The organism is Erythrobacter aureus (assembly GCF_003355455.1).
GTDB lineage: Bacteria > Pseudomonadota > Alphaproteobacteria > Sphingomonadales > Sphingomonadaceae > Qipengyuania > Qipengyuania aurea.
Window position 1 is genome coordinate 2,864,666 of record NZ_CP031357.1, and the last position, 18,293, is coordinate 2,882,958.

Annotated in this window: 14 protein-coding genes and 1 pseudogene; 5 read left to right on the forward strand and 10 right to left on the reverse strand. The window is 57.1% G+C overall.

The features are described 5' to 3' along the window. The first annotated feature begins 37 nt into the window (after positions 1-37). Positions 38-526 carry a cupin domain-containing protein gene (locus tag DVR09_RS14090; protein ID WP_162814983.1) on the forward strand — a complete coding sequence of 163 codons (489 nt, stop codon included), beginning with the start codon at positions 38-40 and terminating at the stop codon, positions 524-526. A gap of 153 nt (positions 527-679) precedes the next feature. On the opposite strand, the gene DVR09_RS18050 is transcribed toward DVR09_RS14090, so the two are convergent. Continuing rightward, entirely contained in the window at positions 680-820 is a 141-nt protein-coding gene (locus DVR09_RS18050; protein ID WP_435867798.1) for a hypothetical protein, read from the reverse strand. Between the two features lie 606 nt (positions 821-1,426). Here DVR09_RS18050 and DVR09_RS14100 point away from each other — a divergent pair. After that, positions 1,427-2,653: a tyrosine-type recombinase/integrase gene (locus tag DVR09_RS14100; RefSeq protein ID WP_435867819.1), complete on the forward strand. Its 1,227-nt coding sequence runs from the start codon at positions 1,427-1,429 to the stop codon at positions 2,651-2,653. Between the two features lie 244 nt (positions 2,654-2,897). Here DVR09_RS14100 and DVR09_RS14110 read toward each other — a convergent pair whose 3' ends face one another. The 7 genes from DVR09_RS14110 to DVR09_RS14140 form a co-directional block, all read right to left on the reverse strand. After that, positions 2,898-3,896 carry a glucokinase gene (locus DVR09_RS14110; RefSeq protein ID WP_115417609.1) on the reverse strand — a complete coding sequence of 333 codons (999 nt, stop codon included), beginning with the start codon at positions 3,894-3,896 and terminating at the stop codon, positions 2,898-2,900. 2 nt (positions 3,897-3,898) lie between these two features. After that, positions 3,899-5,065, reverse strand: a complete 1,167-nt coding sequence (nagA, locus tag DVR09_RS14115; RefSeq protein ID WP_115417610.1) for an N-acetylglucosamine-6-phosphate deacetylase — start codon at positions 5,063-5,065, stop codon at positions 3,899-3,901. Further along, entirely contained in the window at positions 5,065-6,090 is a 1,026-nt protein-coding gene (locus DVR09_RS14120) for an SIS domain-containing protein (protein ID WP_115417611.1), read from the reverse strand. Before DVR09_RS14120 ends, nagA begins: the two co-directional genes overlap by 1 nt. Further along, the gene (locus DVR09_RS14125; protein WP_115417612.1) at positions 6,087-7,895 is read right to left on the reverse strand and encodes a sodium:solute symporter family protein; all 1,809 of its coding nucleotides are present in this window, start codon (positions 7,893-7,895) and stop codon (positions 6,087-6,089) included. Before DVR09_RS14125 ends, DVR09_RS14120 begins: the two co-directional genes overlap by 4 nt. Beyond that, complete coding sequence (locus tag DVR09_RS14130; protein ID WP_162814984.1) at positions 7,892-9,034, reverse strand: glycerophosphodiester phosphodiesterase family protein; 1,143 nt, start codon at positions 9,032-9,034, stop codon at positions 7,892-7,894. Before DVR09_RS14130 ends, DVR09_RS14125 begins: the two co-directional genes overlap by 4 nt. 60 nt (positions 9,035-9,094) lie before the next feature. Then, a complete protein-coding gene (locus tag DVR09_RS14135; RefSeq protein WP_115417614.1) occupies positions 9,095-11,818 on the reverse strand; it encodes a TonB-dependent receptor in 2,724 nt (907 codons plus the stop codon). Between the two features lie 347 nt (positions 11,819-12,165). Next, on the reverse strand, positions 12,166-13,275 hold the full coding sequence (locus tag DVR09_RS14140) for an ROK family transcriptional regulator (RefSeq protein ID WP_115417615.1): 1,110 nt from the start codon (positions 13,273-13,275) through the stop codon (positions 12,166-12,168). 151 nt (positions 13,276-13,426) lie between these two features. Between DVR09_RS14140 and DVR09_RS17970 the strand changes: the two are divergent. From DVR09_RS17970 to DVR09_RS14150, 3 genes and pseudogenes are all read left to right on the forward strand, one after another. Then, a pseudogene (locus tag DVR09_RS17970) lies at positions 13,427-14,251 on the forward strand (MFS transporter); the annotation flags it as partial. 214 nt (positions 14,252-14,465) lie between these two features. After that, on the forward strand, positions 14,466-14,726 hold the full coding sequence (locus DVR09_RS17695) for a hypothetical protein (protein ID WP_234041477.1): 261 nt from the start codon (positions 14,466-14,468) through the stop codon (positions 14,724-14,726). Positions 14,727-14,873: 147 nt separating this feature from the next. Beyond that, entirely contained in the window at positions 14,874-16,139 is a 1,266-nt protein-coding gene (locus DVR09_RS14150; RefSeq protein ID WP_115417617.1) for an MFS transporter, read from the forward strand. Here the strand turns inward: DVR09_RS14150 and DVR09_RS14155 are convergent. Both DVR09_RS14155 and manD read right to left on the reverse strand, forming a co-directional pair. Continuing rightward, complete coding sequence (locus DVR09_RS14155) at positions 16,130-17,044, reverse strand: sugar kinase (protein WP_435867820.1); 915 nt, start codon at positions 17,042-17,044, stop codon at positions 16,130-16,132. The genes DVR09_RS14150 and DVR09_RS14155 overlap by 10 nt on opposite strands. Further along, positions 17,038-18,246 carry a D-mannonate dehydratase ManD gene (gene manD, locus DVR09_RS14160; protein ID WP_115417618.1) on the reverse strand — a complete coding sequence of 403 codons (1,209 nt, stop codon included), beginning with the start codon at positions 18,244-18,246 and terminating at the stop codon, positions 17,038-17,040. Before manD ends, DVR09_RS14155 begins: the two co-directional genes overlap by 7 nt. Between the last annotated feature and the right edge of the window lie 47 nt (positions 18,247-18,293).

Consider the following 18,293-nt stretch of genomic DNA (forward strand, 5'->3'; position numbering starts at 1 on the left):
CGCCGAACCAGTCCCGTTTCAAGAAGAGGAGAATGCAATGAGCAGCAATGCAATCAAGGTGATCAGAAAAGCCGATGGCGACTGGCTCGACCTGACGGGCAAAGTCCCGGGCGCGGAAGGAGTCAGTATCCGGATGCACGATGTCGACCAGGATACCGGGCGAGTGGTCATGTCGGTTCGCTTCGAGCCCGACGCCAAGATGCCACGCCATTCGCATCACTGCACCGCCCTCGCCTACACCCTGTCCGGTCGCTGGGCCTATGACGATGGCAGCTATAGCGAGGGCGACCTCGTTCTCGAATCGGTGGGCAACAACCATCTGCCCTGGAGCGATATCGGAACCGAGATGCTGCTGGTCTTCGAATCGCCGAATGGGCAGTACCTGGACAACCAGCTGGAAGATGGCACGTGCTTCCATCTGGGAATGCCGTTTTTCAGCGCTGTCGCAGAGATGTCGGCCAGCGAGTGGGAGACGGCCGAAGTCCTCGGCCTGGTCGAAATGATCCCGGAAATGCGCGCGGCCTGAGCCAACATGCACCCTGGGCCTTCGTAGCAGCCATCAGTTCTTCGTATCTCGAAGGCCTCAAACCCGCGTCGGTCCAGGGTGCACAACTCAAGGCAAGCGCGCCGACAGCCGACGCGATCGCCAGAATACTCTTCGGAAGTCGCTTATCCGACTTCACTGCGAAGGTGCAGGTTCCGCAGGCGAGTCCCGGGATATGCGGCGGTACGGCAAAGCCGTCCCCGATCCCGCATTGACCGCACAACGAACATCATCATGCCGCTCCCGTGCGTCGGCGAGCCGTGCTTCTGGAAACAAACCGAGTGAAAGGCGCTTCTCGGAGCCGAGGAACCGATATTTGTAGTACCTGGACCTGGGTTCGAACCGCTCGGTCGGACTCCGCGGTGCATGCTTTGGCCGTCGGACTACCCATAGTGCCGCTGGGAGGGCTTGAACGCCGGTATCTTTGCGGCCTTCGGGGATATCGGGGCATCGCCTTCTTTCCGGTCGCTATGCGCCCAACCATTGCGCCCAAAGCCGCCAGATTTGGGGGCACTTCATGGAACAAGCGAGATACCGGCTTCGGCCAATATGGCTGGAAACCCGCAGAAAATCACCGATTTGAGACGTTTGAGAAAAGGCAGTGGTGCCGCTTACAGGACTCGAACCTGTGACCCCATCATTACGAATTTCGTCCAAAGGACTTTGCGGAAAACCGCCAATCTACGCTGCGGCACGATATCCACCTGATATTGCTATAGATAATTGAAACCTGCCTACGCAGGAATCTGCCTTTCCGACGCCAGAGTTTCTCTTCGTTTGCTTACAATGTGCTTACATTGCCAACCGGAATCGCTTGTGTAAGCAAATTGCCGAGAAAGGCAGGACAGCATGAGCAAACTCACCAAGCGCAGTGTCGACAGCATGGCCATTCCCGCGAAGGGGCAGATATTTCTGTGGGATGAAGAGCTTCGTGGGTTCGGTGTCAGGGCCATGCCCTCGGGCCTCAAGGTCTTCGTGCTCCAGTACCGCAATGAAGAAGGGCGCAGTCGGCGGATCGTGCTTGCTCGTTATGGCGTCCTGACGGTCGAGCAGGCACGCAAGCAAGCCATTATGAAACTGGGTTCAGTCGCCAGTGGTGCCGACCCGGCAGAAGAGCGTGCGCAGTCGCGGGCAGCGATTACCATTGGCGAGGTTTGCAATTGGTATCTCGAGAATGCCGAGTCAGGGAAACTGCTGGGCCGCAAGCACAGGCCGATCAAGGCTTCATCGCTGGCGATGGATCGCAGCTGCATCGAGACACATATCAAACCGTTGGTCGGTAACCGCCAAGTCCGCCATCTGCGCACTGCGGACATTGAGAAGATGCAATCAGATATTGCAGTTGGACGGACAGCCAAGCTGAGGCGTGCAAGAGGTCGCAGCGGCCGGACCACCGGAGGCCCTGGTGTTGCAGGTCGAGCCGTAGCCACCCTGCGAAGCATCCTTGCCCATGCCCTGCGCTATGACCTGGTCGAGAACAATCCGGCGGCAGGTGTTCGCAAGATCGCCGCAAAGCCGCGCACGCGGCGACTGAGCGCCGAAGAAATCCGGGAACTCGGCAAAGCCTTCCCGATAGCTGAGCGCAATGGCGAAAACCCGACCGGCCTTGCCGCGATACGAGTCCTGCTCCTGACAGGCTATCGGATCTCCGAAGTGATCGGCATGGAGCGCGGCTGGCTTCATGCCGATAAAGGTTTCGTGCACTTTCCCGATACCAAGACCGATGGCCAGATCAGACCGATCGGCGAGTCTGCGATCTCGGTCCTGACTTCGGTTCCACAAAAGCGTGGCCTGCCGCTTTTCTTTCCCTCCGATCTTGTCGACCGCCCCTTCTCCGCTGTTCCACAAGTTCTACGCACACTCTGTGCGATTGCAGGCATCGAAGGTGTTTCGCCACACATTTTACGCCATACTTTTGGCAGCGTGGCAGGGGACTTGGGCTTCTCGGAACTGACCATTGCCGGACTGCTCGGGCATGGTGCACGCGGTTCAACCCAGACCTACGTCCACCTTGATGAGGCCTTGCGCTTGGCTGCCAATCGCGTTTCGGAGAAGATCGCCAACTTGCTCGATGGACGCGACATCGCAATTCTCGATATCGCCGCTTAGCCGTTCAATGCTCAATCCCCGGTCGGCTGATAGGCCAAGGCTGGCTGAACATTTGTCAGCGCCGAACTGATCCGCCGAAGGCTGTTCTGGGCCGACTTGCCAAGCATAAGCCCATTCGATTTCTCCGCCGGATCTACATATCCAACAAACTCGAACCGGCTATCGTTGCGAACGAAGGTTCGCGCGACGTGGCTGATCCTTTCGCCAAAGCCGCAAATCCCTACCCTGATTTTCCCAAGTACTGTCATTCGGTGATCGCCCCTGTCGTTCGGAGCCGCATCCAATGTGCTGCTCCCAAGATTCCAATATCATCGCGGCGAACCATCATGATCGGAACATCACTGATCCGCCCCGCCATCGGCTCATTGGCATTAAGTCCTGCGTAAAAGGCCGGTGAGCGCAAAAAGCTCTCGATCCGCGGGGTTACGCCACCGGAGATGTAGATGCCTCCGCGCGGACTGAGCATGACCGCCAGATTGCCCAACAGATTGGCCAGAACGCTCACGACAAGCTGAACCGCGGCGTAAGCGCTTTCCTCGCCATCGACTGCCTGACTGACCACTTCAGAGGGAGCCAGTTCGTTGTCTTCGAGTCCGAGAACGCGCCTTACAGCTGAGTAGGTCGCGGCAATGCCAGGGCCTGAAAGAATGCGCTCGACCCGGACAAAGCCATTACTTTCAGCAAGCAGGCCAAGAACTTCAAACTCAAGACCTCGATGGGCGCCTAGGCGCGTCTGACCCAGTTCGGTTGGGAACACCTGCAGGGATGGCCCGAAACCGGATCTGATCGCGGCGCCCAGCCCTGTCCCAACCCCCATTGCAATTGCCAAACCATCTGTTTGCGGATCGCCTTCAGTGAGCTGCAGTACTTCGTTTGGCGAAAGGTGCTGCGTGCCAATTGCGACCGCATGGTAATCATTCAATGGGAATACTTCGATCCCGGGGAATCGATCGGGCAGTTGATCGAAACCGTAGTCCCACGGGACATTGGTCGCGAGCACCTTGCCCTCCGATACCGCCCCGGCTACCGCCGCGCTGAACCGTACCGGCGCGTCGCAACCGGTCTCGTTGCAATAGAGCTCCAAGATATCGGACAGGCCGGAAAATTCGGCGCAACGGTATTTGCGAAAGCCGGAAAGGACTGCAGCCCCACCTTCCCAATCGACATGTGCGATGCGAGCATGCGTCCCGCCAATGTCGGCAGCCAATTCAGGGCCTCGTACAACTTCCGGGGAGGCGCTCATGATCAGCCCCGCCCCTGATCGAACGAATGCGCTTGCAGGTCTCCTGCAACCATTGTGTGCGTGACCTGCAGTTGCTCATCGAAAACTGTGAGATCGGCGCGCCTGCCGACCTGAAGCGTACCAAGTGCACCCTCCAAGCCCAGAAGCTCAGCCGGACTTCGAGTTGCCATGGCAATCACTTCTTCGGGAAGGAGATCAAGCATCGAGACGGCATTACGAACCGCTTCGGCCATCGAAAGGGCTGAACCTGCGAGCGTGCCCTCGGCTGTTGCCAGGCGCCCGTCGGAATAGTGAACCTCGGTATTCCCCAACTTGAAGTCGCACAGGTCAGCGCCGACGTTGGACATGGCGTCGGTGACCAGAATGGTGCGAGGGACTCCGTTTGCCCGCACGGCGAAACGCATCGATGCAGGATCGACATGATGCCCATCCACTATCAGGCCGCAGTAGACATTCCGGTCCAGCGCTGCTGCGGCAACCGGGCCTGGTGCACGCCCGAGCATAGGTGGCATGGCATTGAATAGGTGGGTGGCGCAGGTCGCCCCGGCGGCAAACGCGGCCTGCGCCTGTTCAAATGTGCAATCCGTGTGCCCGATCGATACGATCACGCCGTGAGACACTAACTCGGAAATCATGTCCACACCGACCTGCTCGGGTGCCAGAGTAACGAGCGTTTTGCCTCCCTGTATCGAAGTGAGGATGTCGAACACCTCTTTCTCCGGGCGGAGGAAAAGCGTATGATCGTGTACGCCTTTACGAGCCGGGTTTAGCAACGGCCCCTCAAAATGAACGCCCAGAATACCGGGCATGTCCGATTGCAACGCTTCGTTCACAGCTTCGGCGGTTCGACGCATGATATCGAGATCCGACGTGATCAGCGTCGGCAACATCGCTGTTGTCCCATAGGGACGATGTGCGCGAACCATCTTTTCGAGTGTCGATAATTCTGGGGCGTCACACAGCATGACACCGCCACCGCCATTGACCTGAACGTCGATAAGGCCGGGAGTAATCAGCGCACCCGATAGATCGACCACCCTGTCGTCCGATTCCGCAAAGCTCTCGATCGGAGCAATCGCATCGATTGCTCCTCCAGCCACCCGCAGTGCCAATCCATCACGGATCCCCTCTGGCGTTGCGAGGCGCGCATTGGTGAGCAAGGCCGCCATCAATGCGTCTCGGTTACTTTTTTCAGGAGAGGTGGCTGATCCGGGTTATTTCCGCGCACGGCCGCGAGTTGTGCGGCCATGAGATAGAAGGTCTGGATCATCCCGATCGCGGACGAAATGTGCGATTGTCCTTCCACAATGGAGAGGTCAGGATCGAAACGGTCAGGCGCAGCCAGAAAGACTTTTGCACCTTCGTTTGCAAAGCGATGAGCAAGCGCGACCTGCTCTTCCTCAGTTCGATCCCCGTGCACCAGAAAAAGTACAGGAACGCCTTGCGCAAGGAGGGCCATTGGGCCGTGCTGGACCTCGGCGGCACTGATCGCTTCAGCATGAATGCCACAGGTCTCTTTGAGTTTGAGCGCCGCCTCCTGGGCGATCGCGAAACCAAGCCCTCGCCCGACAATGAAACAGCTCTTCTCCTCGGAAAGGAAACGAACCATCGCATCCGCATCAAGGGAAGTTGCACGTTCGAGCACTTCAGGCAGTTCTTTCAGTACGACATCGAGATCACGCGTAGGCGCAAGTGCCGAGGCTAGTTGCACAAGCGCAGCGAGGGTGCAGATGTAGCTCTTGGTTGCCGCCACACTTTTCTCGGTTCCTGCACCAAGCGGCACTGTCCAATCTGCCGACTCCGTCAACGGCGAGCCTGGAGTGTTGACGATTGCCAACGTGCGCGAACCAGCTGCGCGAGCCATTTCGGCGTAGGCAACAATATCGGGACTCTTGCCGGACTGCGAGATCGAGACAGTCAATGCACGCGAAAGCCGCTGGTCAGCATCATAGACTGACACAAGTGAAGGCGATGCCGACGTAACAGGCAGCCCCAGAAGTGGTTCGAGAAGGTACTTGCCGAAGAGTGCCGCGTGGTCGGAACTTCCCCTGGCGCAAGTTACTATGAGATCGAGATCCTGCGCCATTATCTCATCGGCGATCTCACCGACGACCCGTTCTACTTGAAATATCTGACGTCGCACGCAGTCAGCGCTTTCTCTCGCCTCTTGCTCCATCAAACTAGGCTTGGTCATCCCTTTTCCTTGCCAGAAAATTCATGGAGTAACGCTTCCGGTTCAAATAGACCCGGCCAGAGGCGCCAGATGACGAAGCCACCGATAGCGGCGACAGCAAAATAGATGAGAGCTGCGCCCACTTGCCCGAACAGCAGTGCGCCTATGCCGAACAGGCTGGCATAGATCAGCGCGAGGGCGGCAGGGACACAGGCGAGGCCGCGCGCAAGGAAGCGATTGGGAGAGGTAGGGAGATCGACCCCCTCACGCACGGCACTCTCACGGATCTTGCGCCAGCCAGGGCCGGGCGGATCGATGCGCTTGACAAAGTCGTAGAGCACTTGATTGTCCGTCGGCTTAGTCAGGAAAGTTACGGCCAGCCAGCCGACAGTGGTAATTGCAACCGAAGCGACAAGGCGGAAGCTATCCGACCAATCGTCCGGAGCCAGGAAGGCCATCATCACGGCAACGCCAAAGCTGATAATCATGGCCGCCAGTTCCGCTTGCGCGTTGATCCGCCACCAAAACCAACGCAGCAGGAACAGCAGGCCGGTGCCAGCACCGACCGCGAGTAGGATCTGAAATGCCTGAAGCGCATTCGACAGGAACAGCGCGAGCACTCCTGCCATGACCATCAGTGCGACGGTGGCGAAACGTCCGACGCGCACCTGTTCGGCATCCGAGGCTTCGGGATTGACGTGCCGCACCCAGAAGTCGTTGACGACATAGGATGCGCCCCAGTTCAGCTGGGTGGCGATGGTCGACATATAGGCAGCGGCGAGCGAAGCTACGACCAGCCCGAGAATACCGCTCGGCAAATGCGTAAGCATGGCGGAATAGGCGAGATCGTGCCCGATCACCGATGGTGCGACATCGGGGAACGCCCGCTCGATCGAGTCGAGGTCGGGATAGAGGATCAGCGAAGCCAAGGCGACGATGATCCACGGCCAGGGGCGCACTGCATAGTGAGCGAACTGGAAGAACAGCACCGCACCGACCGAATGCTTTTCGTCCTTCGCAGCCAGCATGCGTTGCGCGACATACCCTCCGCCGCCCGGTTCCGAACCGGGATACCAGACGCTCCACCACTGCACTGCCAGCGGCACGATGAAGATCGCCACGGCCACTTCCCAATCCGCAAAGTCAGGCAGGATCGAGAGGTTCGGGGCCACCGCCGGATGGCTGGCCAACCCCGCCAATCCGCCGATTTGCGGCATGTCGAGCACGAACCAGGCCGCAGCAATCGCGCCGCCCATGGCAACAACAAAGAGGACAAGGTCGGCAACAACTACACCAAGAAAGCCGCCTGCGGTGGAAAAAAGCATGGTCGCCACGCCCATGGTCAGGATCACCTGCCAAGGCTCAGCACCCACCATAACGGCACCGATCTTGATCGCCGCCAAAGTGACAGCAGCCATAGTCAATACGTTAAACAAAACCCCAAGATACAGCGCCCTGAACGTCCGCAATATACCCCCCATCTTAGGCGAGTAGCGTAAGGTATAGAACTCCAGATCAGTCAGGATCCGCGACCGTCGCCAAAGCTTGGCATAGACAAATGCGGTGAGGACACCGGAAGGCAGGAAAGCCCACCACAGCCAGTTCTTGGAAACACCTCCAGTTCGAACCATCTCAGTGACCAGGTTGGGTGTATCTGCGGCAAAGGTCGTTGCGACTAGTGAAGCTCCAAGCAACCACCACGGCATGTTACGGCCGGATAGGAAGTAACTCTCACTCGACTCTCCGGCTCGCTTGCTAACAAGCAGGCCAATTAGCAATGAGAGAGCGGGGAATAGGCAAACGAGCAGCCAATCAATCTGCTTCACTTCACGTCCCCCGGCATGATGGGAGAAGAGGAGCCGCAGACACCAATGCAGTTTTCGCTGATCCCCACTCCTGCGCCAGACCCAGTTGCAGCAAGAAAGCTAGGACAACCAGCTCGAAGACCAGTACGCCGATCATCGCCCTGCAAAACCCTCGGCGAGCGCGCACAGGCGAATTGTGTACCACTCAAGTGTTGCGGGCGTCCCGATATGGAAATCAGCCGATTTGAACTCAAGAATTCCAGCAAGACCCGAGGGTGGTCGGTCTGAATAATCGATGCGCCTAGCGTGATTAAGTGTCCCCAGTGCCCATCAGGATCTCTCAACGCGAGTGCATCAGTATGGCCAGCCGACTTCTCCGGCGATTCCGAAAGTGTATTGACCCAAATACGTGTGCCCATCTCAGCAAGATCAACCGCGCCCTCACGAATAAAGCTTTCCGACGAAAACTTGAGCTCAACCGCAACGGGCCGAAACCGCTCTATGGCCAACGCAAAATCGCTCAGGCTTTGATCACCTTCGGTGAACTTCGGCATGAAGATCACATCATCGAAGAGCCTCGATTCATAGAACGACGAGACGTTGCTGAGATCGACCTCGGCCTTCAAGATGGCATGATCCAATAGATCCAAAGATCGTAGCTCTCGAATGATATCGTCGTAGATCTCGGCCTTGGCATCAATATTGATGAGAACGCGCCCGCTCGCTCTGAGCAGGATCTCTTCGAGTTTGGGTACTCTTTGGTCGGTACTCGTGGATAGCGATCCGCCCGCCCCTTCCTTCAGGTGAAACAGCGCAATCTCACCGTAGCGAAGCTCCGAAACTCGGCCCGAGCCTGTTGTAGTGCGATCGATGCTTTCATCGTGCATTGCAACCAATACCCCGTCAGCGGTGCGCCGCACATCAACCTCTACAACGGGAACTCCCAGCTCGATGCAATCATCGAGCGCCTTGATCGAGTTCTCAGGAGCATTCTCCCAACAGCCTCTATGAGCCACAACAAGGACCTCGCCACGCGGATCAAAGAGCTTGTCCCTGAGGATTTGAACTTGCTGAATTTCTTCAGGTGGCGACGTCAAGGATGCGCAGCCGCCCAATGCGAACGCAAGCAAGGCCAAGCAAAATTTGCCGCGTGAAATCATGCGAACCTCTTTGTAATCGGCGGAGGACACGCTTGGTCTCCCCCCGCCGTTCTCAATGCTTCAGAAGTTCGCTCGAAGGCCGAAGAAGAACTGGCGACCTGCAGTGATGTACCGGTTGAACAATTCCGGACGACCGGTGAATGTATACTCGTTGGTGTTAAGCAGGTTGATGCCCTCGAACGTCACAGCAACATTGTCAGTAACATTCACCGAAGCAGACAAATCCAGGAAGCCCGCACCCTCTCTGGTCCGAAGTAGCCCAGTGCGATCACGAATAAAGGTCGATTCTACAAAATCGTCACGGTAGTTGTAGCTAACACGCAACGAGTAGGCGTCAGTCTCGTAATAACCAGTCAGGTTATAGCTATGCTTCGACAAACCCGGCAAAGTGGTGTTGATTGTCACCACCCCACTCAGCGCCTCAACCGATGAATCGACATAGGTGTAATTGGCGATGAACCCAAGTCCATCGAGCAGCTGATCGAGCGGCTGCTGATAGGCGATCTCGATCCCCTTCACCTCGGTTGGATCCGAGCTGTTCACTGGCCTCGAAATCGTAAAGAGAGTGTCCAAAGTCACACCCTCGAAACCCTGCGGGTCCAGTGAGCTTAGCGGAATACCCAGATCTCTGAGGCTCACTTCCTCCGCTTCATTGACGATGAATCCGTCAATTGACTTGTAAAAGCCCGCGATTGCAAGGACCGCCCCGCTATCGAAATAGTATTCGGCACCAAGATCGATTTGGCGGGAACGGAATGGCTGCAAGGTTGGGTTACCACCCGATCCCGTGTTCCCAATTCGCACGCTGGTATTCGGGCGTAGGGCCTGGAGGGAGGGGCGCGTCATACTTTGCCCGAACGCGGCCCGCAGCACCAAATTGTCAGTTACGTCGAGCTTGAGGTTCGCCGAGGGAAGTATGTCAAAGTAGCTATTGTCAATCGACACAGCCTCACCATTGGAGAAGCCATCAGAAGTCTGATCCGTTTGGACTACGCGGACGCCAACATTGACGCTCAAAGGCATTCCAGCCAGTTCGGTAACGGCATTCCCGGCGAGGTAGCCGCCATAGGTCTGCTCTTCGATTGCAAAAGTATCAGCCTCCCGGACCGGCGCCGCTGCATACAGGTCGGCCGTGGTCACCATGTCGCCTCCGGCATTGAACTGGACCGAGTTACCTAACGCAGGGTCTGCAATCAGGTATTGCGCGGGAAACTGGCCATTGTTGCCCAGGTCTCCGGCAAAGTTGTCAGCGGGTAGAAGTTGGGAAATCGTCGAATAACCGGGACCGGAAATCGCACGGTCATTCCTGATGAAAACCAACGATTTCTCATAAATGTTCAGGAAGCCGCCGAATTGCAGATTAGCGTCGTCATCTCCCCACTCAAGATCAAACTTGCTCGTAAAGACCTCGTCCTGCCCGTTGAGCCCTCTGATGCGAAGGGCTGCTGGCGAGTAATTTGCGGGATCGGTCAGATCGACATTCGATGTGATGCCAGGCAACCTCGGATCCTCGGTGAAATCGAGCATGACCTCGGAGTCGACGACCTGATAAAGCCATGTCGTGCGAACCGGATTGTCATACTCGGATTCAGAGTAGCCGACCAAGCCTGACAGAACCAAATTGTCCGCCAGCCTATGTTCGCCGCTTAAGGCAACCTGCCAGATGTCAGTGTCTTCGATTAGCTGCCTTGTTTCCGCTCGCCGCTCGACATTCCGGAATGTACCGGTTGCAATGGCTCCATCAGACACTGTCGCATCCACGACTTCGATGTCACCCTGACTCCTGAACACGGCGTCGAGATTGCTGCGCAATGTATTGCGGCTCAATGTCGCATACACAAGATCCAATGATAGCGACGTGTCGTCGGTCGGTCGGAATTCAAGCGCGCCCGCTAGCCCCAACCGCTCCCGTTCGGTCAACTGAAACTCGGTACGGGGAAGTCGCGGAAAGAGAGTATCCTGAAGCTCCGCCTGGAGTGCAGGCGCAACATTCGTATCCGCGGGAAAACTGATGTCAAAACTTCCACCAAGGTTTGGAGTAGTCCAGTCAACGGAGCTCGCGCCATCGACGCGAACAGTCCGTTCCGAATACGCCGCCTGAAGGGTTACACCCCAGCTGTCCCCGCGATGAGAGACCAAGACATGCCCCCGGGGGTCGAACTCGTCCGGCAAATCACTATAACCCAGCTGAGCAGAAGCCGTAACCGTTGTGCCGTAATCAAAGTCGAACGGTCGGGCCGTCCGCAAACTGATGTTTCCTGAGATGCCGCCTTCTTCGAGATCCGCAGTAGGCGATTTCGCTACATCGATCCGATTGAACAATTCCGAGGGAAAAAGATCAAAATCGAATTCGCGTCCAAGCGCATTCTGGTCGGTTCCCCCGATGCTGGCGGATGAAACTGACATTCCGTTTAATTGTACGCGAGTAAATTCCGGACCCAAACCGCGCAATGAAATTTGCTGACCTTCGCCATTGTCACGAGTGATCGTAATGCCAGTGGTCCGCTGAAGCGCTTCAGCGAGGTTCAGGTCTGGAAATTTACCAATATCTTCCGCAACGATAGCCTCTGATACAGCGACATTGTTGCGCTTGATCGCATTTGCGCTGTCAAGACTAGCCCGAAAGCCGGTTACGATAATAACATCCCCTTCAGCTTCGCTTGCCCCTTGAGCATCGGCCTCTTGAACATCGGTCTCTTGAGCATTCACCGGGCCAGAAATGGCTAGGGAAACTGCGGCGATCGCACATCCACAAGACAGCGTGCGCTTCAACTTGGTGCTCATATTTTCCTCCTCAAACGTCAGAACACCGCACGACAGCGGCAACTGCTGCGAATTGGTATGACCAGATGGCAGGAAGGTTGTCAAGTTAAAGTTACGCTGTCAGTTTAAGCTGGCTGATCGGGTGCGTTTGAGCTTGCGTGTATGAAATTAAGCACCGCAGCCATCTGGATCGGATGAGAGTATCCGGAGCCGGGATCAGCATCCGTAGACCTTCGACCTTCGTGGCACGAACCAGCGGTCGAACCTGCTGGTGGCTGCTGGCTGGTATAACGAGGGGTAAGTGGCCCGAGGCTCGATGGATTCGAATCGCCTCGCTCGGCTGGGTTCGCCAATGACCGCTTATGAAATCAAGCCACGGGAGATGGAGAACATTTGTGATGGATCGGCAGGAAGGCAGCGCCAACAGCTGCAACCCGCTGCCCCGCCCAGGCCGCGCGGATCGACAGCGGCGGCATGTCATCCTTGATACAACTAATCTTGTGAACCAGTTTCTCGGCAAATTTGGCGATGAACTGATCACCGAATGGTCCACCGACAACGAACTCGTCGGGTGCGAACCAGTATTTCGCTACTTTAGCCAGCTCGGCTACCTGGTCTGACGCTCTATCCATCCAATCCTGCGCTACTGGATTATTCAATTGCAGCAAGAAGTCGATTTCGGCGAGGGTTTCGTAGCCTTTGCCGCTTGTGTTTACCGTTTCAAGGAAATCGAGCGCGGAGGGCCGCGGTTCGCTCAATGGAAAGAACATCCCCACCTCACCGGCATTACCTCCGCACCCGCGATAGAGCCTTCCCCCAACGATCAATCCGGCCCCCACGCCATATCCGATATGCAGGAAGATAATGTTCCGAGGGCCTTGCGATGATTGACGATACAACTCGGCCAAGGCCCCGGCGGACGCAATGTTTTCGACCCAGACATCCAGACCTGTCGCCTGCGAAACAAGTTGCCGCATGTCAGAACCACGCCAGGACGCTAAGGCTTCGACTGTGTGCAGTCCTGATTTGTCGCTGGTGGGATATCCGGGAACCGCAATACCAAGACCAAAGCATCGCTCAGAATCGACGCTCGGACGACCAAGAAACTGTCTGACCGCATGGCCGATGAAATCAGCAGTCTGCGCTGGTGGCGCATCATCGAATGGATGAGTTACCTCACGCAAGACCTTGCCCGAAAAGTCGATCTTCACCAGATCCATCTGTCGAGGATAGAATGCCACTCCGACCGAGAAACCACCATCAGAACTAATCAAAAGCGGCTGCTTGGGTTGGCCGCGCCCGGTAGCGACAACCTCTCCAATCTCGATCAGTCCGCGATAAAGAAGTTCTCGCGTGAGCCGGACAAGCGCACCGCTCGTCAACCCGCTCAACCCGCATAGCTCAGCCCGCGAAACCGGCTGATGACGTCTGATTAACTCAAGCACGGAGCGCTGATTGAGGCTAAGATCCAGTTCCAATTATCCGCCTTTCAATGAAATCGAACTGCGCTATCAAGCTAACCATGCCCAAAAGATCAAGCTGTCAGCGAAAGTTTAACTCGGCCACGAGTGTGATCACGGTGAAAATGTTCGAAACGGCAACTCTCGCAAAATAGGGGCAAGGCGAAAAGTGGCAGAAACGCGCAAGAACGGCACAACAGCCCTGACGGTAACCTATGGGCTTGCGCATTTCGGGAAAAGCCTCCTGTGGGTCACAAGTTCCTTGGCGTTCGCCTTTTTCCTGACCGAGATTGTCGGCGTTGCGCCAAGTCAGATGGGCTGGGCAATCGGCCTATCACTGCTAGTCAACGCAGCGCTGGACTTGATGATTGGTAGAGGCCTGCAATCTCGCGTCCGCTCCATCTACGCAGCCAGCGTCTCTCAGCTAGTAGGATCCTGGTGCGCGGCAGTAGCTTTTGTCGCATTCGCATGTTCTGGGCTCATGCCCGACGCAGCGAAATTGCCATATTCGATCGTCACACTACTGCTCTTTCGAATCGGCTACTCGCTTTACGATGTGCCACAAAATGCATTTATGGCATTTGCCGCGAAGACTGACGCGGTGCGAACACGCCTCGCGGCGACTAGATATGTGGTGGCCGGCGCCGCAGCGCTAGTTGTCGCTGGAGCGATAACTCCCATAATTCGCGCCGGCAACGCACCCGCATCTGCGCTGAGTTTCGCTATGCTATGCGCTGCCGTTTCGGGGGTTTCGATATTATGTGCAGGCAGTCTTTACGGATTTGTCCGCTTCACCGGTACTATGCGACAGACACGTCCGGAAGGTTCATTTTCCGTATCGGAGCCGATCCCACAGCAATCGCGCGAACCAAAGACCATGACCTTCCTATTTTTCGCGGCCCTTGCGTCCATATTCCTGCTCAATCTGACGTCAGCAATCTTCGCCAATCTCGAATCATTTTTCGTCGCTTACATTCTACGCGAAAAGGCGGTGGCGGCTTATTTCTTGCTAGCCATATCCCTCGGCCAAATCTTGTTCCAACCTGCTTGGGGTGGCTCGGGGCGCGTATTGAAATGGTGCGGATCCTGTTGGTGTCATCAGTGGTTTACGGATTATCGGGATTTGCTTTTTGGAACTTCGGGCACCTCGGTGGCGTTCCGACCTTGGTCGCGGCATTCTGTTACGGGGCGGATTTGGCGGAGTCGCGATGACCATCTGGAGTATGCTGGCCAAGGCGAACGCCAACGCGCCCGAAAGCACTACCAGCAGATATGGCCTGTTTACATGTGTCTCCAAGATTTCTCAGGCCATCGCTGTGGTCATCGTTGGACTTGCGCTGAATTCAATCAGCTATCGCGATGGCGGGATCGGTTCAGTGCAACTGCGCGCATTCATGAGCCTTGCGCCCATCGTTGGGTCAATTACCTTGATATTCCTTGTCAGCAGGGTCTGGAAGCACCCGCAATAGATAGCGCAAATCCGCGCCTCGATTGTCCATTACCTCCCCCTGACACATCTCCCGAACCGGCCTCGATACAAGAGAGGTAAGAACACCTACGCTTGACTGGCCAGTCCAATATCAATATTGGACTGGCCAACATGAGAGGTAGTACGTATGCGGCTCAGACTCAAAGGCAACATCCGGTGGTGGATCATCGGGCTGGTTACGCTTGGCACTGTCCTCAACTATCTCGCTCGCGCGACGCTTTCGGTTGCGGCACCGACGCTCACCGAAGAATTTGACCTCTCTACCGAACAGTACAGTTACATCGTCATGGCCTTTCAGGCCGCCTATACGATCATGCAGACCGTGGCTGGCGCGGTACTCGATGCGTTGGGCACGCGCCTTGGTTTCTTCATCTTCGCAGTGGGTTGGGCGCTAGCGAACATGGCGCACGGTTTGGCAACCGGGTGGCAGGGGCTGGCCTTCTTTCGCGGTCTGCTTGGTGCCACGGAAGCGGCAGCGATACCGGCGGGCACAAAGACCGTCGCGACCTGGTTTCCGCCCCGTGAGCGCCCCTTGGCCACCAGCGCCTTCCAGATCGGCACCAGCTTCGGATCGATCCTGGCACCTCCAATCGTGGTTTTCTGCATCTGGACGTGGGGCTGGCAGTCCGCATTTCTCGTAACAGGCGCATTGAGTCTTGTTTGGGCCGTCATGTGGTGGATCGGCTACCGCGATCCGCAGGATCACGCCAGGCTGACGGATGCCGAACGCGCGCATATCGAAGGTGGACGCGATGTGGAGGACGGGCAATCCAAGCCCGCTACCCGTAGCGAAGTCATCAAATCGCGCGGCTTCTGGGCTATCGCGATTCCGCGCTTCCTGGCCGAGCCGGCATGGCAGACCTTCAACTTCTTCATACCGCTATATCTTGTCGCGGTCTGGGATGTGGATCTCGCCGGGATCGCAGCCATGGCTTGGCTGCCCTTCGTCGCGGCCGACCTCGGATCTTTGGCGGCAGGTGTCTTGCCTCCCGTGCTAATGAAACGCGGTACGTCCCTTATCGCTTCGCGGAAAATCACGATGACCATTGGAGCGCTGTGCATGGGCGCGTTGGCCTTTATCGGACTGGCCGGTTCCCCTGAAGTTGCGATCGCTTTATTCTGCCTTGGCGGTTTTGCCCACCAGATGCTCAATGGCGCATTGCTGACATTGTGCTCCGACGTGTTCGACGCGCGAGCTGTGGGCACGGCGAGCGGTATGGCTGGCACCTTCGCATGGATTGGCGGCCTCGGCTTTACCTTCCTCATCGGGCAAAGCGCGGATTCCTATGGATATGATCCGTTGTTCGTGGCGCTCGCCGCGCTCGACCTCGCCGGTGCTATAGTGTTATGGAGTCTGCTGTGGAGCAAACGTGGTGAGCGTTCTCAGGCGTAAGGCGCATGGGCATCACGGGGCGGGATGGCGCCACGGCGCATGATGGTCCAGCCGGCCAGAGCATGACCCTGTTGCGCCGCATCGACACCAGAGCAGCCGCGAAGTCGCGCCGCGAGATAGCCAGCGTTAAACGCATCGCCTGCCCCGCTCGTATCGACCGGATCGAGAGCGATCCCCGGGGTGACAATTGAACCATCGGGCATACGGCATCCCGCCTTACCCAGCTTGACGATCACTTCCCTGCAACCAAGGGCAAGCCAATGGCTTGCTACGCTCTCTGCGGTAACGCCAGACGAGAGTGCGATTTCATCTTCGAGCGTCGGCAGCCCGATGGTTGCAGTCGCAATGGCCGCATCGCGCACGGACAAGGCTTCCGTAGGGGATTGCCACAAGCGAGGGCGATAGTTGCCATCGAAAGCAACCATTCCGCCGAGCTCACGTACCTCGTGAGCCAAGGCGATCAAGGCATCCCGTCCCCGACGCGGCAGGATTGCCAGCGATATAAGCGAGAAGACGAGTAAATCGGATTGCACCGCGCACTCGATGATCTTCCGGGAATCCGGGAGGGCGAACATTTGCCGTGCAGCACTGTTGCTCCGCCAGTAGGTAAAGCTGCGTTCGCCCGCCTCGTCGACGGAAATGGCATAAAGTCCGGTGCTACGCGATGGATCGCAAAGCACCATTGACAGGTCCAACCCCTCCTCCGTCCACGCTTTCCGCAGCCCGTCGCTGAAAGCGTCTCCACCCAACGCACTGGCAAAAGCGACGTTGAGGCCCATCCGCGCCATATGCAGCGCGGTGTTGAGCGTATCGCCGCCATGCCCCAACTCCCATCCGCCGGCCGGGCGCACGGCAAGCTCGAACATGCCCTCGCCGATGAAGGTGACCCGTTTCCCGCTCACCAGTTCCACATCGTACCATCTTCGAGGCGGGCGACCGGAAGACATGCCTGGCTATAGGGATACTTCGCTGCCAACTTCTCATCGATGTCCACGCCGTGGCCAGGTGTTTCACCACACATCAAATGGCCTTCCTCGAAGCTGTAATCATGCGGGAAGATCTCGTCGGTTTCCGGCGTATGGCGCATATATTCCTGTATCCCGAAGTTGGGGACCCAGGTATCGAAATGTAGCGCCGTACCCATTGTGACCGGCGAAAGATCGGTCGCCCCGTGGCAGCCGGTGCGGACTTGGTAAAGGCTCGCGAAGTCGGCGATCCGGCGCAGATGTGTCACACCGCCAGCGCCGACGATAGTGGCGCGGATGTAATCGATAAGCTGGTTCTGGATCAGATCCTTGCAGTCCCAGATCGTGTTGAAAATCTCACCTACGGCCAACGGCGTGGTAGTATGCTGGCGCACCAGTTTGAATGCTTCCTGATTCTCGGCCGGGGTACAGTCCTCGAGCCAAAACAGTTGGTAGGGCTCAAGCATCTTACCAAGATTGGCTGCTTCCTGTGGCGTGTAGCGGTGATGCCCATCGTGCAGCAGGTGATAGTCGAAGCCAAAGGTTTCGCGCAGCTTCTCGAACATCTTGGGCACATAATTCAGCGCCTTGCGCGTATCCCACCCAGTTACGCTGGGCAGCCGCGCATCGGCTGGCTCATAATAGAGATCGCCGCGGCCAACACCATATGCATCCTTGATGCCCGGAACGCCGGTCTGTACACGAATGGCCTTATAACCAAGATCGACATAACGACCCACTGCATCGACCGTCTCGGCGAACTCCCTGCCATTGGCATGGCCGTAGACCATCACGCGATCCCGGCTTCGCCCGCCAAGCAATTGGTAAAGTGGCATGCCCGCCATTTTCGCCTTAATATCCCATAGCGCGACATCCACCGCAGCAATCGCACGCATCGTCACCGGCCCGCGTCGCCAATAGGCTCCGCGATAGAGATACTGCCAGATATCCTCTATCCGTTGCGGGTCCATCCCCAGGATGCAGGGGATCACATGGTCTTCCAAATAGGACACGACTGACAGCTCACGCCCATTCAACGTAGCGTCGCCAATTCCGTAAACGCCCTGATCTGTCTGAATCTTGAGCGTGACGAAATTACGCCCGGGAGATGTGACAATGATCTTCGCGGAAGTGATCTTCATGAACGGTATTCCGGGCTGATGGTATTGATCATGCTTGACTCCTGCTT

Excerpts from the sequence above, each read along its gene's own strand:
- DVR09_RS14090 (WP_162814983.1), top strand. The coding sequence starts at position 38 with ATGAGCAGCAATGCAATCAAGGTGATCAGAAAAGCCGATGGCGACTGG.
- DVR09_RS14100 (WP_435867819.1), top strand. The coding sequence starts at position 1,427 with ATGGCCATTCCCGCGAAGGGGCAGATATTTCTGTGGGATGAAGAGCTT.
- DVR09_RS14110 (WP_115417609.1), bottom strand. The coding sequence starts at position 3,896 with ATGAGCGCCTCCCCGGAAGTTGTACGAGGCCCTGAATTGGCTGCCGAC.
- nagA (WP_115417610.1), bottom strand. The coding sequence starts at position 5,065 with ATGGCGGCCTTGCTCACCAATGCGCGCCTCGCAACGCCAGAGGGGATC.
- DVR09_RS14120 (WP_115417611.1), bottom strand. The coding sequence starts at position 6,090 with ATGACCAAGCCTAGTTTGATGGAGCAAGAGGCGAGAGAAAGCGCTGAC.
- DVR09_RS14130 (WP_162814984.1), bottom strand. The coding sequence starts at position 9,034 with ATGATTTCACGCGGCAAATTTTGCTTGGCCTTGCTTGCGTTCGCATTG.
- DVR09_RS14135 (WP_115417614.1), bottom strand. The coding sequence starts at position 11,818 with ATGAGCACCAAGTTGAAGCGCACGCTGTCTTGTGGATGTGCGATCGCC.
- DVR09_RS17695 (WP_234041477.1), top strand. The coding sequence starts at position 14,466 with ATGACCATCTGGAGTATGCTGGCCAAGGCGAACGCCAACGCGCCCGAA.
- DVR09_RS14150 (WP_115417617.1), top strand. The coding sequence starts at position 14,874 with ATGCGGCTCAGACTCAAAGGCAACATCCGGTGGTGGATCATCGGGCTG.
- manD (WP_115417618.1), bottom strand. The coding sequence starts at position 18,246 with ATGAAGATCACTTCCGCGAAGATCATTGTCACATCTCCCGGGCGTAAT.